Annotated in this window: 14 protein-coding genes, 1 other RNA gene and 1 pseudogene; 7 read left to right on the top strand and 9 right to left on the bottom strand. The window is 54.6% G+C overall.

Annotation, left to right across the window (positions count from 1 at the left end):
• The first annotated feature begins 177 nt into the window (after positions 1-177).
• Positions 178-1,050, top strand: a complete 873-nt coding sequence (locus GV002_RS24085) for a DMT family transporter (protein ID WP_178094808.1) — start codon at positions 178-180, stop codon at positions 1,048-1,050.
• Between the two features lie 71 nt (positions 1,051-1,121).
• On the opposite strand, the gene GV002_RS24080 is transcribed toward GV002_RS24085, so the two are convergent.
• The 6 genes from GV002_RS24080 to GV002_RS24720 form a co-directional block, all read right to left on the bottom strand.
• Positions 1,122-1,763: a response regulator gene (locus tag GV002_RS24080; RefSeq protein ID WP_160020760.1), complete on the bottom strand. Its 642-nt coding sequence runs from the start codon at positions 1,761-1,763 to the stop codon at positions 1,122-1,124.
• Positions 1,764-1,772: 9 nt separating this feature from the next.
• Positions 1,773-3,887, bottom strand: coding sequence for a sensor histidine kinase (locus tag GV002_RS24075; protein WP_160020759.1), 2,115 nt, complete (start codon positions 3,885-3,887; stop codon positions 1,773-1,775).
• A gap of 101 nt (positions 3,888-3,988) precedes the next feature.
• Complete coding sequence (locus GV002_RS24070; protein ID WP_178094806.1) at positions 3,989-4,564, bottom strand: antibiotic biosynthesis monooxygenase; 576 nt, start codon at positions 4,562-4,564, stop codon at positions 3,989-3,991.
• A 186-nt stretch (positions 4,565-4,750) separates the two neighbouring features.
• Positions 4,751-5,767, bottom strand: a complete 1,017-nt coding sequence (locus GV002_RS24065; RefSeq protein ID WP_160020757.1) for an alpha/beta hydrolase — start codon at positions 5,765-5,767, stop codon at positions 4,751-4,753.
• 51 nt (positions 5,768-5,818) lie between these two features.
• A complete protein-coding gene (locus GV002_RS24060) occupies positions 5,819-6,247 on the bottom strand; it encodes an organic hydroperoxide resistance protein (protein ID WP_160020756.1) in 429 nt (142 codons plus the stop codon).
• Between the two features lie 551 nt (positions 6,248-6,798).
• A complete protein-coding gene (locus GV002_RS24720; protein ID WP_372241854.1) occupies positions 6,799-7,350 on the bottom strand; it encodes a LysE family transporter in 552 nt (183 codons plus the stop codon).
• Between GV002_RS24720 and GV002_RS24415 the strand changes: the two genes are divergently transcribed.
• From GV002_RS24415 to GV002_RS24040, 5 genes and pseudogenes are all read left to right on the top strand, one after another.
• Entirely contained in the window at positions 7,298-7,456 is a 159-nt protein-coding gene (locus tag GV002_RS24415) for a hypothetical protein (protein WP_226945567.1), read from the top strand. The genes GV002_RS24720 and GV002_RS24415 overlap by 53 nt on opposite strands.
• 442 nt (positions 7,457-7,898) lie before the next feature.
• A complete protein-coding gene (locus GV002_RS24050; protein ID WP_160020754.1) occupies positions 7,899-8,630 on the top strand; it encodes a substrate-binding periplasmic protein in 732 nt (243 codons plus the stop codon).
• A gap of 190 nt (positions 8,631-8,820) precedes the next feature.
• Positions 8,821-9,066: pseudogene (locus GV002_RS24715) on the top strand (GntR family transcriptional regulator); the annotation flags it as partial.
• Positions 9,067-9,102: 36 nt separating this feature from the next.
• Positions 9,103-10,284: a PLP-dependent aminotransferase family protein gene (locus GV002_RS24045; RefSeq protein ID WP_256667186.1), complete on the top strand. Its 1,182-nt coding sequence runs from the start codon at positions 9,103-9,105 to the stop codon at positions 10,282-10,284.
• A gap of 186 nt (positions 10,285-10,470) precedes the next feature.
• Positions 10,471-11,633 (top strand): IS3 family transposase gene (locus GV002_RS24040; protein WP_160020788.1). Its coding sequence is split into 2 segments (ribosomal slippage): positions 10,471-10,726 and positions 10,726-11,633, totalling 1,164 coding nucleotides; the frame shifts between segments, so codons are not numbered across the junction.
• 164 nt (positions 11,634-11,797) lie between these two features.
• Here the strand turns inward: GV002_RS24040 and ssrA are convergent.
• Positions 11,798-12,189: a transfer-messenger RNA gene (gene ssrA, locus GV002_RS24035) on the bottom strand.
• A 128-nt stretch (positions 12,190-12,317) separates the two neighbouring features.
• On the opposite strand from ssrA, the gene GV002_RS24030 reads away from it, so the two are divergent.
• The gene (locus GV002_RS24030; RefSeq protein WP_160020752.1) at positions 12,318-15,233 is read left to right on the top strand and encodes an ATP-binding protein; all 2,916 of its coding nucleotides are present in this window, start codon (positions 12,318-12,320) and stop codon (positions 15,231-15,233) included.
• A 16-nt stretch (positions 15,234-15,249) separates the two neighbouring features.
• Here the strand turns inward: GV002_RS24030 and GV002_RS24025 are convergent, their stop codons facing one another.
• Together GV002_RS24025 and GV002_RS24020 are read right to left on the bottom strand one after the other, a co-directional pair.
• Positions 15,250-15,495, bottom strand: coding sequence for a hypothetical protein (locus GV002_RS24025; RefSeq protein ID WP_160020751.1), 246 nt, complete (start codon positions 15,493-15,495; stop codon positions 15,250-15,252).
• 67 nt (positions 15,496-15,562) lie between these two features.
• The gene (locus GV002_RS24020) at positions 15,563-17,398 is read right to left on the bottom strand and encodes a DUF4105 domain-containing protein (protein WP_372241853.1); all 1,836 of its coding nucleotides are present in this window, start codon (positions 17,396-17,398) and stop codon (positions 15,563-15,565) included.
• Positions 17,399-17,484 lie beyond the last annotated feature (86 nt).

Raw genomic sequence — 17,484 nt, 5'->3', positions numbered from 1 at the left:
TTTTGGTTTATTGCAAGTCAATTAGGAAAGTTCCTCCGCCTTGGGCGCATTAGGCTGTTCTGCATCCACTAATTGCTTCAGGAGGCCGCCGTGACGACCTGCCCGCAACACCTGAGTACCAAGGCGCGAAACGCTCCAGTACCCGCTCACACTTTGCTGACGCCTCGAGTCAAGGGTATGGTGCTGCTGCTCTTGGCGATCCTGGTATGGGGCATCAACTGGCCGGTCATGAAGGCGGGACTGGGTCACGTCACACCCGTTTGGTTCTCTGCCAGCCGCTTCGCGCTTGGCGCCTTGTGCCTGTTCCTTCTGCAGTTGGCGACCGGCACTCTGTACCGACCCCGTCGGCGCGATTTGCCACTCTTGCTTAGTGTCGGTCTGTTACAAATGCTTGCCTTCACGCTGCTCGGCGCGTTAGCCATGACGGACCTCCCAGCGGGGCGCTCGGCTGTGCTCGCCTACACGACTCCGCTGTGGGTGACACCATTGGCTGTGCTTGTCTTTCGTGAGCGTCTTGCTCCTCGTCAGCTCCTTGGTGCTGGCCTTGGCATGTTCGGTGTAGGTGTCTTGTTCAATCCACTGGCGCTTGACTGGAACAATGCGAGCCTGGTGCGTGCCAACTTGATGTTGCTGATTGCATCAGCCTGCTGGGCGCTGTGTATCCTGCACCTGCGTTACGCCAAAGTACGCGCTACGGCTTATGAGCTTGCCCCTTGGCAGATGCTCGTTGCCACGATTCCTCTGCTAGTGCTCGCACGAATCGTCGAAGGACCATTCACAGGCGATGGCTCAATGACGTTTTGGCAGATCGTTTTGTTCGTCGGCCCGCTGGCTACTGCTTTCTGCTTCTGCGCAGTCAACGCCGCGAGCATGTGGCTACCGGCTACCAGCATGTCACTGGCCATGTTGGGCGTGCCGCTGGTGGGTTTGATTAGCTCAGTACTCTGGTTTGGAGAGACCTTGAGCACCAGTCTCATTGCAGGGGTGCTTGCGATCTCTGCAGGTATTCTCCTTGCCGTTTTGAAAACACGAGCCAGCGGAACATCGTGAACACACTGCAAATCGAGCGGCAAGATCACACTTTGCCCTTACTGATACAAAAGAATTCCTGAATGTCAGTGCTAGAGTGCTGTTAAGGCATCAATGATTCCGCGTTTTATACCAATGGCCACTGCATGCGTGCGGTTTCTAGCGCCTAGTTTGCGCATGATTAATTTTATGTGTCCTTTAACCGTCTCTTCGGTGATGTGTAGCCGTGAAGATATTTCGCGGTTTGAATAGCCAAGGGCAGTGGCTTGTAATATGGCTATCTCTCGATTCGTTAAACATTCTTGATCGATGTACTCGATCAGTTGGCCGGCTATCTCTGCAGGCATGTAGCGTTTGCCTGCCGCTAAATGACGGATTGCCTCTACTAATTCTTTTCGAAGCCCGTTTTTTAATATGTAGCCCTGCGCGCCAGATTTAATTGCAATTAAGGTCCTGGCGTCGCCGCTGTACGTGGTGAGAACTGCGATGCGTGCTTCTGGATATTCGCTGCGTATGGCTTGAATGCTCTCGATACCATTCATTCGCGGCATCTGTAGATCCATCAGGACGACATCGGGACGTAGTCGGCGGTAACACTCTATAGCTTCCACTCCATCTTTGGCTTCGGCCGCCAGTTGGATGTCACTATGATTTGATATTAATGCAGCGATGCCCTCTCGTAATAGTGGATGGTCGTCTACGGCTAGAACGCGAACGGGGTGTAAAGATGTCATCAGTGTTATCTATTCGTGGTAACGAGTGAGTCTTGAATTTCTCTTGCGAGGGTAAGCCAGTTTTGCTGGGAGCGTAAATTTGACTTCGCTTCCTTCGTTTGGAGTGCTGCGAATGATAAGTGTGCCACCAATTTTTGATGCGCGTTCGTACATGCCAATCAGTCCCCATCGATCGTTGGGGAAGGCAGCTTGCATTTTCTCGATGAGAATGCCTCGTCCATCGTCAATTACACTCAGTCTGAATGCTCGCTCAACATACTCTAACTCTACCTGGATTGAGTGCGCGTGGGCGTGTTGAAAGGCGTTTCTGATAGCCTCGCGCGCTATTTGATATATTTCGTCATACGCAACTGGATGCAGATTGCGTGGGGAGCCGTTGACTAGAACATTGTAGGAAATCCCGTTGTGGCTCAAGACGTGTTCTAAATCTTTCAGTGCCTGGGGTAAATCCTCGCAAGAGTAGAGTGGAGTGCGTAAGTTACTGACTCTGTCGCGACCTTCGCTAATGACTTGGTCGATACGGTCCATTGCAGAGTCCAGCTTTGCCTTGGCTGTTAGCTCTGCGGGTAGGCTGTCCACTGCGGCCTGCACATGCAGCATCAAACCTTGTACACCTTGGAGCAACGTGTCGTGAAGGTCACGGGCAATACGCTCACGCTCAAGGTGACGTTCTTCCAGGCGTGCGCGTAACCGATCTGCGGTCAGTTGTAAATTCATGCGATAGATCAGGCGGAGCGCGATAATCACAAGGCACCCTACGAATAGGATGAATAATGGATGGTGGTAAAATTTTGCAGCAATAGTAAAGCCTAACTCAGACACCCACTCCCTGGTCGAGCTATTTGGATTATGGATGCGGACTTTGAATAGGTACTCACCTTCAGAGAGATTATTATAGGTTACTTTGCGTGCTCCCTCTGCCGCATGCCACTGATGATCATGACCTTCTAGGGTATAAGAGATCCGGGAGTCTTCGGAGGCTAATAGATTCAATGCACTGAATTGAATAGTAAGGGCTTGAATGTTTTCTGGAAGCTTTAGCTTTTGCTCTGGAGGTATCTTCCTGCCGTCCACATCAAGTGATTCGATATATACCTTTGGTGGTGTAGGCGTCTTCAATGTGAACGTGGAGCGCAGTCGGTCGAGTCCTGTCTGCGTGCCAACCCATATGCTGCCCGCGTCGTCTTCAAGTAACGGTCCTGAAAATTCGGAACTAAGCCCGTCAAGCGAAGAAATTTTTTCCAGATGGTTAAAACCTTCAGGGCTGAATTCGTTGGGTTTTGTCACATGAAATAAACCGCCGCCAGCAGTACTTAACCATAGGCAGCCATGCTGGTCGAACAATATAGTGGTCGCTTCTTCGCTGATGGCTACATGAGTAGTCTGCAGTTCTGGCTGGCCGGTCTTGATCTTCAGCAGGCTCTTGCTTCCACGCTCAATCAGCCATAGTGCGCCGTCACTTGCCTGCGCCATCTGGCGTATATATTGGCTGCGGACGCCTGTATCCTCCATCCTGCTTTCGCCAGGGGTGAGGACGTAGAGACGCTGCTCATCGGCGACCCAAAGGCGGTCAACGCTGTCGACGAATACACTGTAGGCGCTTTTGCCCAGGAAGCCTTCCGCACTACCCTGTTGCTGCCAACGTTTCCCATCAAATCGCATCAGACCGTGATTGGCAGCGGCCCACACGCTGCCGTCAGGCGTTTGGGCCAAGGCGTTGATAGGGCCTCGACCAAGGTCGATGCTGCTTGGTTCTTCGTCCATGGATGTTATCAGATGAATAACCCCGTTCCGAAGTCCTACCCAGAGACCGAAGTCGCTCGCCAGCATGCTAGAGATTACGCTCAGTTCATGACTGTCTGGCATACGGTAGTTCTTAAAGTCCAAGCCATCGAAGCGATAGAGTCCGTCTTGAGTTGCTAACCACAGGTACCCGTCGCGTGTTTTGGTTAAAGCGCTGATCTGCCTGGTTATGTTGTTATTGAGAGTCCAGCGGCTGTGTTCTATTTGCGCAAGGTCGTTTTCATCCGCTAGGCTTGATGTACTGTAGGCTAGGCAGTACAACGTCCACATGGTCACGTGTGTGATAATGAGATAGGACATCAATAGCTTAGAAGCTTTCAATCTGATACTGCACTCAATCAGGTGTTGGTTGCTAGTTGTATAGCCGAGTTAGAGGGTCAGGCAGGACAACAGATTTATTAAATGATCAGCTATTAGGCAGGTCAATCAGTTGAAGAGTCAGTATTGCCAAGCCAGCCAGCGAATAACCGCGTAGCCATTGGCATGAGTCGATATACCACTAGCAGGACGATACTCAGTGTGATCAGCACGTTGCTAGCCAGATAGCCTCCTAGCCAAGGAGCGAATTGAAATATGGGCTGCCAGAGTAGTGGTAGGAATAGGCTCAGTGGGAGGATCACGAGAAAGGTGACGCAGGCCTGTTTCCATCTTGGCGGCGGTGCGTCTGCGGTCTCTGGAGCGAACCAGAATTCTTTATTCTGGTTTATTTCTATCTGATCGCTGGCATACAGCAACGGTTCGACTTCGGCGATCAATAGGCGCCGCTGTTCCGAATTTACCCAGTTCTTCAATTGCTCCAGATGGGCGAAGCGCAGCACGCATGTAAACAGCGATATTTTGGCCTGATGGCTACGGACCACATCTACACCCAGGTGCCCGGGGCATTGGCTTGCTGTTGCGATGATTCTGCGCAACCAGGACTCGTAGCGTGGAACACGGCATGTGCGAACTTGGTGACGTACAACAAGCGTTACTGTTTCAGGCTGCGCTTTGCTCATCCTAGAGACTCTATTCGAAGCGTTAGTCTTGCCGACCCAGCGACGCGCACCGATGCGCGCCACTGGTCGAATTGAGGGCCGATCGGCCGTCATGGGTTCAGATAGGCGCTGCGACTGGAGCCAAGGTTGGACCGTTCGTCTTCAGTGCGTCGCGGACTTTATTGCTTTGGTATGAAAGTGCTCTGATCAATCCAGATGAGCACGCAATAGGCTTCCTGCCTGTTGCAAAGCCGACTGCACTGCCGGGACTTCGGACACCACATTGAGCAGGCCGTAGTCGTGGATCATGCCGTTGTAGCGTACGGCAGTCACCGGCACACCGGCGGCGTTCAGGCGGCGAGCGTAGGCTTCGCCTTCGTCACGCAGCACGTCCATTTCGGCGGTCTGCACCAGTGCTGGCGGCAGGCCTTTGAGCTGTTCCAGGCTGGCACGCAGTGGTGAGGCATGGATCTCGTTACGCTGCTTCGGGTCGGTGGTGTAGTTGTCCCAGAACCATTCCATCATGCCGCGGGTCAGGAAGTGGCCTTCGGCGAACTGGTTGTAGGAACCGTTGTTGAAATTGGCGTCGGTCACCGGCCACAGCAACACCTGGGCGCGCAGTTTCGGCGTACCGGCTTCCTTGGCCTTGATGGCCACCACGGCGGCCATGTTACCGCCGACGCTATTACCGGCTACGGCCAGACGCGAGCCGTCGACACCGATCTGGCTGCCGTTATCGGCGACCCACTTCGTGGCGGCATAGGCCTGGTTGATGGCGGTCGGGTACTTGGCTTCCGGCGACGGCGTGTAGTCGACGTAAATCGCGGCTGCGCCAGAACCTACTACCAAGTCACGGATCAGGCGTTCGTGGGTCGGATAATCGCCCAGCACCCAGCCACCGCCGTGGAAGAACATGAAGCCCGGCAGAATGCCGCGAGCACCTTCGGGGCGCACCACCTTGAGGGTGAGCGACTGGCCATTCACCTGGATCACCTTGGTGTCCGCGACGATGCCGGACAGGTCCACCTTGACACTGGCCTGAGCACCCACCAGTACGGCGCGGGCGTCTTTCGGCGAGAGGGTTTCCAGCGGCTGACCGCCACCGGCTGCCAGGGCATCGAGGAAAACCTGGGTATTGCGTTCCACGCCGGGGCTGCCGGCAGCAACGGCAGCGTTAAGGGACAGGGTGAATATGGCCATAGGTAAGGTATGCCAGATGTTCATCTTATGCGCTCCGTAGTTGTGCGATGTGTCAATGAAGGTGGAGGCGGACGGCTAAACAAGTAAAGTTAGAGTTACATCAATATTGCCCCGGGTAGCATTGGAATAGGGGCAAACGATGTGCGCGCGCTCTATCAGGTTCTGGGCACTCTCGCGATTCATACCCGGCAAGCTGATGCGTAACTCGACTTCGATACCAAAGCCATTGGGTATTGCGCCGATACCCACTACACCTTCAATTGACGTGTCCGCTGGCATGTTCAGCTTGTCGCGGCTGGCAACAAACTTCATGGCACCAATGAAGCAAGCTGAATATCCTGCTGCGAATAATTGTTCCGGGTTAGTGCCGTGGCCGCCAGCACCTCCGAGTTCCTTTGGGGTGGTCAGGGCGACGTCAAGCACTCCGTCGGAGGATATTGCACGGCCGTCGCGTCCGCCGGTAGCTTCTGCATAGGCACGATAGGCGATGGTTTCAATAAGCATAGATGGACTCCATTTATATATTAATGTCAGGTGTCGCTTTAGATGGGTGCTAAGGTGTTAGCGGTGTTGTGACCAAGGACTGTTATTGCTGAGTTGTCTGAATAACAAAGGTTGTGCGCATTGTGATTCTTGGATGGCAGTAAGGTGATGTAGGTTTGTTGTAGGTAGCGCTGCATATCATTAGTTAAAGTTCGATTGAGCTGATTTCACTGTCCTCATGGCAACCTTCTCTGGGTTAGATGCCACCACGACATGGGAGGCGCCTTGATATGTGGGTGCGTTCGATTTCGTGCCTTCAGCTGTGCTTGCAAGCTCATACGAAGAGTTTTGCGGATCTAAGGCCTTCTGGCTTGGATGATTTTGCGAATTTGGTACTAGGCTGTGGCTTTTTTTGAGTCTGGCAGATTGAGGGCGCTTAGCTTGCTATGTGCGCTCCGGTTTCGTCAGTCTCACCTACCTGATCGAAGTAGTGGGCCATACGCCAATACTTCAGCGTTGAGGTTTTCAGTCGTAAGGTTATAAGGCTGTTATTAGTGGCTATCTTTTTTGAGCTAGAGTCTGGTTTGGGTGCTTGCGCTGCTGATGCCGGCTGTTGAATTGTGTGTGCTAAAACTAATGTTACTCCAGAAAAAAATAATTAAAGCTGCGCTGGCAATTTTTTTGAGCGAGTCTAATGTGTTTTTTATTGTCCGTTGCTTTGAGGTTCTTCTGGGTGGGGTGAGAGGTGTTAAAGCCAGGGCTTGAACAATAATGAAGGTCAAGGTTAGCTGCGCCAAGTTTGAGATTTGATAGTTGTCAGGTGAGTCGATAAATTGTGTTAGTAATGATGAAAAAAATAGAATCGTTCTTGTGTTGCGTATCTCTGAGGTAAAGGATCTTGTCCAGAGGGTTGTGAACTGACCATAGGCGATAGTCTGTTTGTTATTTTTATGGATCCTGGTTTTTGCTGTGATTTCCCTTATGCTGAACCATGTCAGGTATGAGGCGCCGGTTATTTTTAATATTGTGAGGGTGTTAGGATATGTCGATATAATGGAATGAATTATTAAAATGGCAGTGCTTGCAAGTGTGGTGATTGCGGCTAAGCTTCCTGTGTGTATCAATATTTCCAAGCTTGGGCTGCATGTGATTGATCTTTTTGTTAAGAATACTGTGGGCGATTTGATTGGTCTGATTTGGGTTGCGGCAATGATTATTAAGAGCAAGTAATCTGTTAGTGGCATGGCAAAATATTGAAGGTTTCATATCTGTACGCACACGTACACTACGTGCTAAGTGGTCTGGTGGGTAGGGCCATTTAAGGCGTTTAGCTGTGGGCCATTAGGGGGCGCTCATTGGGTCTGATTCTTCCGATGCCATTGGATGCTCTGGATTCAACAAACAAGCGCGTGCAGACCACTCGATGCGTGATTGCAATTCTGAATGAGCTACGGCGCTGCCAGTCCTCTGCGAATGCTTCAGCAGAGCGATGAAGGATCATGCGCGGTACTTCGCCAAGGGATCTTGAATCGTGATAGCTAGGTGACTACCTAGTTCTGCAGGGAGGGGCTCTGATAGACCGAACAAGTCACCGGGAGCATGGGTGTTGATTTCAGGCCTGCAGCCTATTCTGATGGCAATCATCTACGCTGCTTTAATTTAGGAGTAAATAATGTACTTGCGCCGTTATGTGTTGCTGATCGGGTTGTCGATTTGCTCTCATGCCTCTATTGCAGCTAAGGTTTCAGATCTCCCTATGCGGCTAGTGCTCGGTTATTTGCCTCCTATTAACTGTGAAGACACGGTGGAAGGTGCTCGTTGCGTAAATAATAAGGTTGCTGAAATGCTTCAGTACCTTTCTGGGATCAATATAAAGGTGCATCTGGTTCCCTATGCTAGGGCGGTGCGGGTGTTGGAGGGTGGTCAAGCCGACATCGGGCTGATGTTGGAGAATGATAATATGCCAAGCAGCGTGGTGCCTGTCGCAAAAGTGTATGAGATAGTGTTATCGGTTTATACTCGGGGAAATAGTGATAATTTAACCCATGATCGGCTCAGGGTTGGTGTGTTGCGTGGCCAAGGTGATAACATCATCGGGCGCTTAGCGGGGGCGCGTCATGTTGAAGTATCTGATTATCGACAGGGCGTAGAAATGTTGGCTTTGGGGCGGTTGGATGCCGTGCTGGGGCCGGATGAGACTTTAATGTTTTTATTTGGCCAGTATCAAATGAATCATATGCTCAATCCGCAACCTTTGGTGCAATTCAATCAAGAGGTTTGGTTGTACTGCCGTCGCGACTCGTGCGACGCTCAGCAGTTGCGACAGCTACAAAAGGCGATTGATAATATTCAACCTGAGATGCCAGGCATAATACAGGTGGCGCCGGCGGCATATTATGAATGACTGGATAGCGCAGGTGATTGGTGCTGTCGATGATTTATCTATCATGTAGCTGTTAGTGAGTTTGTTGTGATTAGCGGTGTGCGTTGTGTGTGGTATGAGAAAGTGAATATTGCTTATTGATTGAGTATTTCCCTTCCTGCTGGGTGGTCCGTTAGGCAGGACCATTTAAAGCGTTTTAGTGTGGGTTATTATGGGAAAAGGCAAGAAGTCATCTGGTCTGGATCTTCCGATGCCATTGGAGGCTCTAGGCTTAACGAAGCAGGAGCGCGCATACCGCTCGATACGAGATGCAATTCTGAATGGGCTCCTGCAATCAGGTGATCGCCTACCTTCTTCGCGTGTTCTAGCCGAACGATGGAAAATCGCGCGCGGTACTGTGGAAAGCGTTTTTGATAGGTTGCAACTTGAGGGCTACCTGGTTCGCAGAATTGGCTCCGGGAGCCGCGTTAGCGCACTTATGCCGAACAGCTACTTGAATCTCGGTGACGGTGATGTGGACGAAAGTAGCTCGGTTGAAGACTTGAAGGTATCTCCGGTACAGGAACAAGATTATCGGGCAAGGATAGGTATTCCTTTTGTTGCTCGGTTGGCGAATCCGATGCTCATTAGACCTGCTGAGTGGGCTACGCAACTACATCGTGCGATGTCTGCAATACAGCCAGAACAAATGTGTAACATAGAGTCGCAAGGTACATTTGATCTGCGTAATCAGATCGCTATATACCTTCGAAAACATCGTGGAATTGATTGTTGCGCTGAGCATATACTTATAACCAATGGTATTCGTCATAGTATTGATTTGGTTTCTCGCTGTGTGATCAATGTAAATGATTCTGTGTGTGTGGAAGATCCTGGCTACCCCGCAGTACATCGAATTTTTGAGAAGGCTGGTGCTAATGTCGTATATGCTCCTATTGATGTTGAGGGTATTAATCTGCGGGGCGTAACCATTCCAGCCAACTGTCGGCTTGCGTATGTAACGCCCGCTCATCAGTCTCCTCTTGGTGTAATAATGTCAGCTACGCGTCGTTTGGAGTTGCTTGATTGGGCGCGGCGTCAGGATGCATGGATTATTGAGGATGACTATGATAGTGAGTTTAACTATCAAAGTGCTCCGCTACCTGCGCTGAAATCTATTGATACTATGGGGCGCGTAATCTATTGCGGAAGCTTTAATCAGGCATTGTTCTCGAACTTGCGAATAGGCTATATGATCGCTCCGCCAGATCTACATAAAAATATACTAAGTCTATGGCGCACGATAGGGCGTAGCGTGGGCGTTTCGGAGCAGCTCGGTCTTGCTGAGTTTATGCGTGGGCCTGCTTTTTTGAGACACATTCGTCGTGCTCGTAAAGAATATCAAGCTCTACGTGATGTTGTTATCGATACGTTGTCGATAGAGGCAGCAGGGTTTTATCGAATCTCCGGTGAGCACGCTGGATTTCACTTTGTGCTCTGGCCATCATCCAGTATTGATCTGGAGGGCTTGATGAAATCAGCCTCCGAGCTAGGGCTACTTCTTCAACCTCTTGAAAAATCCTGTCGGAACATTGTTTTGCCGCCAGCATTTATTTTGGGGTATGCGGCATTGAATCGAGTGCAGGCTAATAATGCTGCTCATCAACTCGCCAAAGCGCTGGTTTCTAACGGTTAGCTTTGTTTTTAAGGATTTAAAAATATGAGCAAACTGCCTGGATTTATACTTCTGTAAAAGTGGTCCATCTTGTAAGTGTTTCTGAAATTACTCTTCGCTTGGACCACTAAAGTCGTTTGTATAGTGTTCTACTGAACCCGGACACCCCTTTAGGGCGAGAATACTCGCCATAGAGAGAGGTGTATGATGGACAAAAACCGTCGTACGTTCACGCCCGAGTTCAAACGGGAGGCAGCCAGTCTGGTGCTCGACCAGGGCTATAGCCATATCGAAGCAGCCCGTTCGCTCGGTTGGGTTGAATCGGCCCTGCGCCGATGGGTTAGCCAGCTCCAGGAGGAGCGAAACGGTATTACCCCGGCGAGCAAAGCGCTGACGCCCGAGCAGCAAAAGATCCAGAAGCTGGAAGCCAGGATCAATCGGCTGGAACGGAAAAAATCGATCCTAAAAAAGGCCACCGCGCCCTTGATGGCCGAGGAGCACGAGCTTTCGCGTTGATTGATCAATTTCGCGCTGAAGAGCCGGTTGATCTGTTGTGCTCGGTATTTGAAGTCCCCCGTTCCTGCTACTACGCGCACTGCCGTAAGCGCCGATCTCCGGACGTTAAGCGGCTGCTTTTGCGCAGTCGAGTGAACGAGCTATTTACCCAAAGCCGCAGCGCTGCGGGTAGCCGAAGCATCATGTTCATGATGCGCGAAGACGGGATCGAAATTGGACGATTCAAGATACGCAAGCTGATGAGCGAGATGAAATTGATCAGTAAGCAGCCCGGCTCGCATGCCTACAAAAAGGCAACGGTGGAGAGACCAGATATCCCGAACGCGCTGGATCGGGCGTTCACCGTGTCGGCGCCGAATGAGGTCTGGTGCGGCGACATCACGTATGTCTGGGTTCAAGGTCGTTGGCGCTATGTGGTGGCGGTGATCGATATGTTTGCTCGCCGCGTAGTGGGTTGGGCATTTTCATCAAAGCCTGATGCCGAGCAGGTGATCAAGGCGTTGGACGTGGCCTACGAGCAGCGCGGCCGCCCCCAGAATGTGCTGTTCCACAGTGATCAGGGTAGCCAGTACGTTAGCAGAAGCTTCCGCCAGCGGCTGTGGCGCTATCGGTTCAAGCAGAGCATGAGCCGCTGCGGAAACTGCCACGCCAATGCGCCAATGGAACGGTTGTTTCGCAGCTTGAAAACGGAATGGCTACCTAGTGTGGGTTACATGAGCGCTGCGCTCGCACAGCAAGATATCGGACGGTTTCTAATGCAACGGTACAACTGGCAACGGCCACATCAGTTCAATGGCGGGCTCCCGCCTGCCGTGGCGGAAGAAAAACTTAACGCAGTGTCCGGGATTAGTTGACCACTGCAGTTAGATGTCATTGCCCGGTTCCCGATGGTTCGGTGAAGATCAGCAATTTTTCAGACATCGAAAGCGATCTTCTCCAGCAGGCCTAACGCTTCGACACCTTTTCGACACCCCAAAGAAAAACCCCTGACTTTCTCTAGGAAAATCAGGGGTTTATTTGGTGGAGCCGGGGGGATTTGAACCCCCGTCCGCCAGTTCTCCACTGTCGGTACTACATGCTTAGCCGTGTCTATTGAGTTAACCCTCAGCCGCCCGACGGGCAGGGTGCATTGGGCGAGTTGTGTAAGTTTTAGCCACTTCGTCCACAACGTACTACGCGGCGATCCTGTTCTGCATGACAATCACTTCAGGTTTACAGGCATCCCCTAGTGATCGCTGGAGCCGAAGCTACCAGAAGGACTAGTCGCGCCGCTTACGCAGCGAGAGCGTAGCCCTCGTAGTTTTCGTCATTGGCAACTATAGAAAGTTGCAACAGTTGATTTACGACTTCTGTTACCAAGTCGGCATGCACCTCGAGCTTCGCTACCGGCGTCGAATCCTAATCGGCCCCAAAACTTTTCGGTCAGTGTTCAGACACGAAGTTTACGGCAAAGGTTCCTCAACGTCGACTGCGGATTCGATCTCGGGAAGCTATGATGGCGCCTCGCATCTGCCCGCGTACTCTGCAAAGGAGCTGTAATGCCGAGTTCTAGCCGCTACCCTCTACGTCAGTGGATCTGGCGAGCGTTCGTGCAAAGCGCGCTGATCCCGCTGATTCTGGTGGAGTCGGTGCTGATCGCGGTGTATCTGCTGAGCAATCAGGCGATTCGTGACGCGCAGATCGAGCATCTGCAGGAAACGGCCGTGAAGGATCTGGCCAGTGCCGCGTTGCGCGAAGCGCAGATCATCGACGGGCGGCTGCGCTCTATCGAGTCGCTGGTGCAGGTGTACCGCGACGGCGCTCACAAAGCGTTGCTCGATACCCGTTTCCAGGCCGATGAGCTTGAGCGCCAACGCCATGCGGTCACTGACAGTGGCGTGTTCTATACCCGCAGCGATGACGGGCGCGCAGCATCTTTCTATGCCAACAGCACGCCACTTGCTCAGCAGGATCACGCCAAGGTCATGCGTCTGTCGCAACTCGATCCGCTGATGCGTTCGATTAAGCAGGCCAGTCCACTGGTAGCGGCGCTGTATTTCAATACCTGGGATAGCTACAACCGCATCTATCCCTGGTTCGATACGCCCGCGCAGTATCCCCATGACATGGTGATACCGGATTACAATTTTTATTACCTCGCCGACGCCAAGCACAACCCCGAGCGCAAGGTGATGTGGACCGAGGTTTACCTCGACCCGGCAGGCCTTGGCTGGATGATGTCGGCCATCGCTCCGGTGTATCGCGATGATTTTCTCGAGGGTGTGGTCGGTCTGGACGTGACCGTGAGCCAGGTACTGGGCGAGATCGCTGAGCTCAGCGTGCCCTGGCGGGGCTACGCGATGCTGGTCAGCCATGACCACAACATCATGGCGCTGCCGAAGGCCGGGGAGCTGGATTTCGGCCTGCGGGAATTGACCCAGTACTCCTACGAGGAGGCTGTGCGCCGTGAGGTACTCAAGCCCGAGGACTTCAACCTGGCCAAGCGTGAGGGCATGGAGCCATTGCTGCAGGCGATGAACGCGGGCAATGGCAACGTGCAGGAGGTGCTGCTCGGCGGGCGCAAGCAACTGGTGGCCTGGAGCGAAATACCGCAAACCGGCTGGCGCTTGCTGCTGGTGGTGGACGAGGAGCAGATTTTCCAGGAAACCAACCAGTTGGCCGAGCGTTACATGCAGATCGGCTACCTGCTGATCGCCGGTCTGGCGGCGTTCTATCTGCTGTTTTTCGCCCTGATGTGGCTACGTTCGCGCAAGCTGAGCACGCAGCTGGCCGAGCCCATCGATGGCATCGTCGACATGGCAACCAGCCTGGGGCAGGGCAAATATTTGCCAGCAGTGCCGGACAGTCATATCGCCGAGGTCAGTCGCCTGGCCGATGCCGTGCAGCAGGCCGGCAAGCAGCTCAAGGCCAGCGAGCATGAGCGGCAGGAGGCGCAAAGCATTCTGCAACTGGTGCTGGAGAGCACAACTGAAAGCCTCTGGCAGATCGACACTACTGATCTGACCATCGATCTCAGCGAGCGCTTCGTTCGGCGATTTGGCCTGGGTGCGAATCACTTGACGCTGAGCGAGTTCAACCAGCGCGTACACCCCGATGATCTGGAACGTCTGCGTCACCTGCGCAAGCTATTCGCTGACAGTGGCGAGGAGTACTTCGACGCAGAGTACCGCTATCTCGATTGTCGCGGCGATTACCTCTGGCTGCTCAGCCGTGGCAAGGTCCTCGCGCGTGACGCGAGCGGCTGGCCGCTGCGCATTGCCGGCACACACGTCGATATCACTCGGCTCAAGCAGGTGCAGGAAGAACTGCGCCACGCCAGCCTTGAGGCGCACGCGGCCAGCCAGGCCAAGAGTCGCTTTCTGTCGAGCATGAGCCACGAACTACGCACACCGCTCAACGCCATCCATGGTTTCGCCCAGTTGATCGAGATGGAAGCGCAGGACAAGCAGGACGCCAGGCTGGAGACCGATTACGCGCGCGAAATCGTCACCGCCAGTCGCCATCTCACGTCATTGGTCGACGATATTCTCGACTTGTCGAGTATCGAGAGTCGGCGCCAGCAGTTGCAATTCCAGGCTATCGAAATCGGCTCGCTGCTCAGCGGTTGTGCGGAGCTGGTACAGCCCGAAGCGCAGCAGAAACAGCTGCAACTGCAGGTGATGGAGGCGGCCAACCCGCCCTTGTTCGTGCAGGGCGACCCGCGTCGGGTACGACAGATTCTGCTCAACCTGCTGTCCAATGCGATCAAGTACAACAGCCCGCGCGGCATGATCCGCATGGGCTACGAGGTGCGTGCCGACTGTGTGCGCTTGTGGGTGGACGACACTGGGCCGGGTCTTTCCAGCGAGCAGCAGGCGCAGCTGTTCCAGCCGTTTCAGCGTCTGGGCCGGGAGAGCTCGAATATTCCCGGCACCGGCATCGGGTTGGTGCTTTGCCGCGAGCTGGCCACGCTGATGGAAGGCGAAATTGGTGTGCGTAGCGAGCCCGGTGTAGGTAGTCGTTTCTGGCTCGACATACCCAGTGCAGCCAGCCCCGATGTGTTGGGCGACGAGACTGCCGAGGTGCCGGCGCAGGCCGTGCAAAATCTGGTGCACGTGCTGTGCGTGGAGGACCACCCGGCCTGCATGAAGATCCTGCAGGCATCGTTGCGTGAGTTTGCCGAGGTCAGGGGCGTGAGTTCATGCCAGCGGGCGCTGGCCGAATTGCAGGAAAGTGAGCCGGCATTGGTGTTGCTGGATATCGATCTGCCTGACGGCAATGGGCTGGATGTTCTCGACGCCATGCGCGCTGAGCCGCGTTTGCGTGATGTGCCGGTGATGGTGATCAGCGCGGTGGCCGACGTACGTTTGTTCGAGGATGCCAAGACGCGCGGCGCTTCGGCCTGCCTGAGCAAGCCGGTGGATCTGCAGGAAGTGCGCCAGGTCGCGCTGGGCTTGCTGTATAGCGGTTATTGAGCGAGCCCAGCGTGATTCATTCGCTGGCGGCCAGCAGGTCGAGGGCTTCGCCCAGCACCTTGACCGACTCGGCATGATCGCCGGCCTTGTGCAGGGCTTCGCCTTCGGCGCGCAGCTCCTGCACCTTGGCCAGTACCTCGGGGTCGGCAGGCGGATCGCTTTGCAGCAATGCATCGATCTTGGCCATGTCCTGCGGGCAGTGCATGGCCCACAGTGGCAGGCTGATCAGGGCAGCGGCGAGAAACATGAGTGTGCGGCGCATGATGACTCTCCTGAAACGGGTGGCGGGAGTTTCAGTATAGAAGCCTGTCGTCAGTGCGTTGGCTCGATCAGTAGTGATACCAGCGCAGCTCCAGCTTCACTTCATTGACCGGGCTGGCCAGTTGGCTGAACTCGCGCTGCGCGCTCAGGCGCAGGCCGAGATTGCGTGACACTTCCCACTGCTGGTTGAGCGACAGACGCCGGCGCACTTCGCCGTTATGAAAGTAGTCGCCGGCCATTTCCAGAGTCAGGTTGCCCAGCGGGTTGCGCCACAGCATCCCGCCATTGAAGCCCAGGGCAGGGGCGATCACGGCAGCGAAATCCTCGTTGTATTCCAGGCGTGCGGTACCAAGGGCGAAGCCGAGCACGTCATCGTGTAGCTGCCAGGTGGCGCCAGCGCCGCCGCTGATATGGCCGACCAGCGGGCTATCGCCATCTTCGCCGAGCACCCGCTCCAGACCGCCGCCAACCTGCCAGGAAAGCGGCTGCAGCAGGGCGTTGCGCGGTGTCAGCGAGCGGATGTTGGCCAGGTCCAGGCGCTGCAGCTGCCAGTGGTTGTTCTCGTACTGACGCAGCTTGAGCTGGAGAATCTCGATCTGTGCGCCGAGGGGGAAGCCATCGAGGTTGTCGTTCAGGTCGTGGTAGGCCATGCGCAGGCCGTACTCGGCGAAGGCTCGATCGTCGCGGCTGCCGCCAGCCAGTTGCCAGGTGCGCGATTGATGGCCTTCCTCGGGCAGCGGTGGGCGGTCAACTTCCAGGGGCGGCGGCGGGTTGCGATTGATCGCGCCGAGCAACTGGAAGCTGCGCTGAGCGTTGCTGCTGCGCTCTTCATCGTTGGCGTGGTAGCGCACCAGGCGGAAGGCGGCGTCCTGGATCAGCGCGCGACGTTCTGCCGGCAGGGCGAGGAAGTCGTTGTCATCGAGTTGCGCCGGGTCTTGGCTCAGGCGCAGTACCCAGCCCTGTTCGTCGCTATCGAGCGGTTCGGCACGCGCCAGCAGCTCACGCTCACGCGAAGGGCGATAGTCGATGCGCTCAATCAGCCCGGCATCCTTGACCGCCCGCACGGTGTCGGTGGGAATGGCGGTGAGCGGGAAGTACTCGGTCAGTTCGATGCCGGGGCGGGCGATTTCCAGCAGCTCGAGCAGGCGGTAGGAGCAGTTCTCGTCGAAGAAGAAGTAGTCGAAACGGATCTGCTTGAGCTCCCAGACGTGCTCGACCATGCGCGCAGTTTCTTCCGGCGTCAGGTTCAGCCGGTATTCCCAGAGGTCACGGTTTTCCAGGCGATTGTATTCGCTGAGCTTCTCGCGATATGGCACCAGGGCGAACAGACCGGGGTAGCCGCCCATCAGCCCGCGCCAGGCGTAGAGGATGCTGTTGTCGTTACCTTCGATGAAGGCACCGAAGTTCAGTGCGTAGCTCAGCAGTGCGGTGTTGTGGCTGTCGATATCGGGCTGGTCGATGCGCAGCAGGGTATGGCCGAACATCGACGACGGGCTGTTCAGGTAGGCCGCCGGGAACACCAGCAATGTGCTGTGCGGATTGACGTCGGCGAACCAGTTTCGGTATTCGGCGCAGTCCGGGCTGGGTAGGTCATCGAGTTGCAATTGCGCCTTGAGCCAACGGGTACGCGCCGGGTAGACGCATTGCGGGTGGCGGTCGCCGAGTTCGACGGGTTGGTACAGGGCCTTCAGGGTCGCCTGCAGTTCGGCCGCTGGGTCGCTGTCGCCATCTTCTGCGAGAAAGAAATCGTCGTCGTCGACATAGCTGCGCCAGCCGCCGAGCTTGCCGGTCTCGTAGTGACCGAGGGCGATCCAGTAGGAGTCGTTGGCCAGTTGTTCGAGCGTGGCAGCATGCAGGGGAAGACTGAGGCTCAGGGCAAGGACGGTGAATATCCGTTTCAAGATCGCTGTTCTTCTGGTCATGGCGATGGCCGAGCTTTGGCCAGGCTGTCGATTGGTGTCAAGGCAGTCGAACAAGACATTTAGCGCAA

Origin of the sequence: Pseudomonas sp. 8O, from assembly GCF_902506495.1 — a bacterium.
GTDB classification, from domain to species: domain Bacteria; phylum Pseudomonadota; class Gammaproteobacteria; order Pseudomonadales; family Pseudomonadaceae; genus Aquipseudomonas; species Aquipseudomonas chaetocerotis.
Note: the sequence above shows the minus strand (reverse complement) of the source record. Positions and strands in the feature narration are given on the sequence as shown.

What these genes read in the sequence shown, in the direction of transcription:
- GV002_RS24030 (WP_160020752.1), top strand. Translation starts at nt 12,318, where the DNA reads ATGCCGAGTTCTAGCCGCTACCCTCTACGTCAGTGGATCTGGCGAGCG.
- GV002_RS24070 (WP_178094806.1), bottom strand. Translation starts at nt 4,564, where the DNA reads ATGAGCAAAGCGCAGCCTGAAACAGTAACGCTTGTTGTACGTCACCAA.
- GV002_RS24080 (WP_160020760.1), bottom strand. Translation starts at nt 1,763, where the DNA reads ATGACATCTTTACACCCCGTTCGCGTTCTAGCCGTAGACGACCATCCA.
- GV002_RS24025 (WP_160020751.1), bottom strand. Translation starts at nt 15,495, where the DNA reads ATGCGCCGCACACTCATGTTTCTCGCCGCTGCCCTGATCAGCCTGCCA.
- GV002_RS24085 (WP_178094808.1), top strand. Translation starts at nt 178, where the DNA reads ATGGTGCTGCTGCTCTTGGCGATCCTGGTATGGGGCATCAACTGGCCG.
- GV002_RS24050 (WP_160020754.1), top strand. Translation starts at nt 7,899, where the DNA reads ATGTACTTGCGCCGTTATGTGTTGCTGATCGGGTTGTCGATTTGCTCT.
- GV002_RS24415 (WP_226945567.1), top strand. Translation starts at nt 7,298, where the DNA reads ATGGCAGTGCTTGCAAGTGTGGTGATTGCGGCTAAGCTTCCTGTGTGT.
- GV002_RS24065 (WP_160020757.1), bottom strand. Translation starts at nt 5,767, where the DNA reads ATGAACATCTGGCATACCTTACCTATGGCCATATTCACCCTGTCCCTT.
- GV002_RS24060 (WP_160020756.1), bottom strand. Translation starts at nt 6,247, where the DNA reads ATGCTTATTGAAACCATCGCCTATCGTGCCTATGCAGAAGCTACCGGC.